This window comes from Thermogemmatispora sp. (genome assembly GCF_019683635.1).
In the GTDB taxonomy this organism is placed as follows: domain Bacteria; phylum Chloroflexota; class Ktedonobacteria; order Ktedonobacterales; family Ktedonobacteraceae; genus Thermogemmatispora.
Window position 1 is genome coordinate 1 of the sequence record NZ_JADGIA010000289.1, and the last position, 4910, is coordinate 4910.

3 protein-coding genes are annotated in these 4910 nt (G+C 57.7%); all 3 read left to right on the top strand.

The window, feature by feature from the left end:
* The first annotated feature begins 287 nt into the window (after positions 1 to 287).
* Positions 288 to 1952, top strand: coding sequence for a class I SAM-dependent DNA methyltransferase (locus tag IRZ31_RS20165; RefSeq protein ID WP_297157192.1), 1665 nt, complete (start codon positions 288 to 290; stop codon positions 1950 to 1952).
* 30 nt (positions 1953 to 1982) lie between these two features.
* Complete coding sequence (locus IRZ31_RS20170) at positions 1983 to 3245, top strand: restriction endonuclease subunit S (RefSeq protein WP_297157195.1); 1263 nt, start codon at positions 1983 to 1985, stop codon at positions 3243 to 3245.
* Positions 3246 to 3260: 15 nt separating this feature from the next.
* Positions 3261 to 4910: HsdR family type I site-specific deoxyribonuclease (locus tag IRZ31_RS20175; RefSeq protein ID WP_297157198.1), on the top strand; the 1650-nt coding region annotated here is incomplete at its 3' end.

Consider the following 4910-nt stretch of genomic DNA (forward strand, 5'->3'; position numbering starts at 1 on the left):
TCTACTCGCAGCTCTTCCCTTTGCGATGCGAGGGGAGAGGGCCAGAGCGGTGTCGTGCGTGGCGTTATAGCCGGCAGGCATCCGCTCTGGCCGCTTTTTTTGCTGTCGTAGCCAGGCTCTCTCTACTGTGCTGCGGGACCTGGCGAAGTTGCAGTGAGGGAGAACAGGGAGGAGGCGCTCACCCAGCACGGCGGCTACGTACAGCCCCAGGAGGCTTGTGAGGGCGCTTCAACGCGTGTATAATAAAGACTTGCTCAACTCGACTCCGCTGCTGAAGGAGGTCCTTTGTGCCGCGTAAGAAGAATGGGAGGCCGGGGAACAAGGGCAATGGCTATCAGGTAGATCCCCAGACGGCCCAGAACCCGATCCTGCCGCTGGCGCTGCGCTCCGATGATCATTTGACGATTGCCGAGCTGGAGCAATGGCTCTGGGATGCGGCTTGTGCGATCCGCGGGGCGACCGATGCGCCGAAATTCAAGGATTTTATTCTGCCGCTGGTTTTCTACAAGCGGCTCTCGGATGTCTTCGACGACGAGTGCGGGTACTGGAGCAAGCATTTCGGGGATGAGGTGGTAGCCCAGCAGTTCATTGAAGAGGATCATCGTCAGGCGCTGCTGGAGGGACGCAGGCCGATGGTGCGCTTTCTGATTCCGGCGGCCTACCGCTGGGAGCAGTTGCGCAATCATGGCCTGGCCGGGTTGGGTGAGTTTGTTTCGGAGGCGATGCAGCAGGTGGCACGGCTGAATCCGACGCTCGACGGTGTGATCAATATCCGCGATTATAACGAGCGTCAGAGCGGCCAGCGGACGCTGGACGATGAGCGGCTGGCGGCTTTGATTGAGGTGATTAGTCGTCATCGCCTGGGCCTGCACAATGCGGAGCCGGATGTGTTGGGCCGCGCCTATGAGTATCTGCTGCGGAAGTTTGCTGAGGGCCAGGGACAGAGCGCGGGGGAGTTTTATACGCCGAAAGAGGTGGGCTGGCTGATTGCGTCGCTGGTCGATCCGCGCCCGCGCACGACGATCTATGACCCGGCTTGCGGCTCTGGCGGGCTGCTGATTAAGGCGCGCCTGTATTTCGAAGAGCATCATCCCGAGGAGCGCAGTAAGGCGCCGCGCCTCTTCGGGCAGGAGCTGAATCCGGTGACGCTGGCGATTGCCAAGATGAACATGTTCTTGCACGATTATACGGATGCGCTCTTGCTGCCTGGTGATACGTTGCGCCGGCCTGGTTTTGTGGCCGAGGGGGCTGGCCTGCGCCGCTTCGATTATGTGGTGGCTAACCCGATGTGGAATCAGGATGGCTACGATGATGAGTTCTATGATCATGATCCGTACGGACGGTGCCAGGGCCTTGGGAAGCCGCCGGCCAATTCGGCAGATTGGGGCTGGATCGAGCATATCTATGCCTCGCTGAACGAGCGGGGACAGGCGGCGGTGGTCCTGGATACGGGGGCGGTCTCGCGCGGCTCGGGCAGTCGGAATAGTAACCGCGAGCGCGAGATCCGGGCGCGCTTTGTGGAGCGGGATCTGATCGAGGCGGTGATCCTCTTGCCTGATAATCTGTTCTATAATACGTCGGCGCCGGGGATTGTGCTCTTGCTGCGGCGTCAGAAGCCAGAGGAGCGGCGCAATCAGGTGTTGCTGGTGAATGCTTCGCAGCTTTTTGTGAAGGAGAAGCCGAAGAACGTCTTGAGCGAGGAGGGGATCACCTCGATTGTGGAGGTCTACCGGGCCTGGGAGTCGCGCCCGCGCCTGAGCCGGGTGATTACGCTGGAGGAGGCGCGCGCGACGGATTATAATTTGAGTCCGTCGCAGTTCGTGGACACGACCCCGACGGCCAGTTATCGCCCCCTGCCGGAGATTCTGGCTGACCTGGCTCGCGTCCGCGCTCAACGCGAGGAGGCCGAGCGGGAGCTGGAGAGGATTCTCTCCAGACTCAATATCAATTAGGGCTTCAAAGAAAGCAGACACCGATAGAGCATGGCTAGTAGCTGGAAACGTGTCCCTCTCGCCGAAATTGCAGAGTTTACAAGCAAACCTAGGGAACTGCGACTGACAGACTATAAAGCTATTCCTTTTGTACCTATGGAGCTAATTCCTTCCGATAAAATAGCTATTGACGGCTTCTTGATGAAAGATCCATCTGTAATATCAAGCGGTACTTTCTTTAAAGAGGGAGACATCCTTCTACCCAAAATTACGCCTTCTTTCGAAAATGGCAAGCAAGCAATTGCTGAAGATTTACCCTTACCATTTGGCATAGCAACTACAGAAGTTATACCATTAAGAGAGAAAGCTAATATTAGTGATAAGCTCTTTTTATTCTATTTCTTGCTCAAGGGCGATGTTCGACAGAGCTTAGCCAGCAGGATGGAGGGAACAACAGGACGTCAAAGGCTCAACACAGAAGCGCTGAAAACTTTACCTGTACTGCTTCCCCCTCTTCCCGAGCAGCGGGCCATTGCGCGCGTGCTGCGTGCCGTGCAGGAAGTGATGCAGGTCCTGCGGCGCGAGCTGGAGCTAGAGCGCGAGCGCAAGGCCGCTCTCATGCACCATCTTTTCCGCTACGGCACGCGCGGCGAGCCAACTAAGCAGACCGAGATCGGCGAGATTCCGCAGAGCTGGGAGGTGGTGAGGCTAGGAGATTATTGCTCTAGACCCGATTATGGCTTGAGTACTAGTGCTAGCGAGCTGCCAGTGGGTCCTAAATTTCTGAGGATTAGCGATCTTCAAGAATCTTATACAGACTGGTCTAGCGTCCCTTATTGTCAATGCGGAGAGGAGCTAAAGAAAGCTTACTTGCTGCATAGTAAGGATATAGTGATAGCACGTATAGGGGCCTCCACAGGTAAGGCGTTACTCGTCAGGGACTGCCCCGAAAGCGTTTTTGCTTCCTACCTCCTACGAATTAGGGTAAAAGAGGAGAAAAACCTAGATCCTGAGTATCTTTTCTTCTTTCTCCAAACAGACAACTATTGGAAGCAGATTAACCAGAAAAAGGCAGGAAGATTAAAGAAAGGAATCAATATACCTGTTATAGAAAATCTTCTGGTGCCTTTGACTACTTTAGATGAGCAGTATACAATAGCAAAGATACTTGTAGGTTGTGACACTCAGATAAGCGCTTTAGAGCAAGAGCTAGCCCTCTACCAAGAACTCTTTCGCACGCTGCTAGAGGAACTCATGAGTGGTCGTCTCTCAGTACAGCCGCTTCTGGAGCAGGAGCCGGCACTAGACACGTAGAAGGGAGTATCAATCGTGGGCAAAGAAGAGAAGACTGTACAGGACCCGCTGATCCACTACGCTGGCCAGATTGGCTGGCAGTTCGTCGACGCGCGGAGCGCCCTCCAGCGGCGCGGCGGTCCCCAGGGTCGTCTCTTTCAGGACACCCTGGAGGAGCAACTCACGCGCCTCAACCCCGGCCTCGTCAACGACGAGCGGGCGGCGGAGATCGCCAAGCGGCTCGCTCAGCTCCCCACCAGCATCGAAGGCAACCGCCAGGCCCTCAGCTGGCTGCGCGGTCAGCAATCCCTCTATATCCCCGAAGAGAAGCGCGAGCGCAACATCCGCCTTATTGACTTCGACACCATCGACAACAACACCTTCGAAGTCACCAAAGAATGGTCCCAGCGCAACGACCTCTACACCAACCGCGCCGACATCGTCTTTCTCGTCAACGGCCTCCCCGTAGCCATCGTCGAAACCAAAAAAGCCGCCCTCGCTGAGGGTCTCAGCCTGGGCATCGACCAGATCCGCCGCTACCACCGCGAAACCCCTGAAATGCTCGTCATCCCCCAGGTCTTCGTCGTCACCCAGCTCTTCGACCTCTACTACGGCGCCACCTGGAACACCGACCGCAACAGCCTTTTCAACTGGAAAGAGGTCGTCGGCCCGCTCAGCACCTTCGAACAGAAGATCTGCGACTTCTTTGACCGCCGCCGCTTCTTGCGCGTCCTGCGCGACTACCTGATCTTCCTCACCCGAGACGACCAGCTCAGCAAAGTCATCCTGCGCCAGCACCAGATGCGCGCCGTCGAAAAAGTCGTCACTCGCGTCGAAGAGGGCCAGAAACGCCGTGGCCTCATCTGGCACACCCAGGGCAGCGGCAAAACCCTCACCATGCTCACCATCGCCGCGCGCCTGCTGCACGCTCCCCAGCGCGAAAAACCCACCGTCATCATGGTCGTCGACCGCAACGAGCTAGAGCAGCAGCTCTTTAAAAACATCCAGGCCTACGGCCTCGGTAGCGTTCGCCTCGCCACCAGCAAGCAAGACCTGCAGGCGATCCTCGACTCCGACTATCGCGGCCTGGTCGTCACCATGATCCACAAATTCGACGGCATTCGCCCCCAAAGCAACCCGCGCAAGAGCATCATCGTCCTGATCGACGAAGCCCATCGGAGCACCGGCGGCGACCTGGGCAGCGAGCTGATGGCCGCCCTGCCTAATGCCACCTACATTGGCTTCACCGGTACCCCCATCGATCGCCTCTCTCAGGGCCAGGGTACTTTCAAGGTCTTCGGCAGCGAAGACCCCGAGGGCTACCTCGACAAATATTCCATTGCCGACTCCATCGCCGATGGCACCACCGTCCCCCTCAACTACGCCCTTGCCCCCTCCTCGCTGCGCGTCGATCGCCCAACCCTGGAGCGCGAGTTTCTCAACCTGACCGAAGCCCAGGGCGTCAGCGACATCCAGGAGTTAAATGCCATCCTCGACCGCGCCGTCAACCTTAAGGAGATGATGAAAGCCCCCGAGCGCGTCGACGCCATCGCCCGCTTTGTCGCCGAGCACTTCCTGCAGAATGTCCACCCGATGGGCTTCAAAGCCTTCCTGGTAGCCGTCGACCGCGAAGCCTGCGTTCTCTACAAGCGCGCCCTGGAGCGCTACCTGCCCGTCGACTGGATC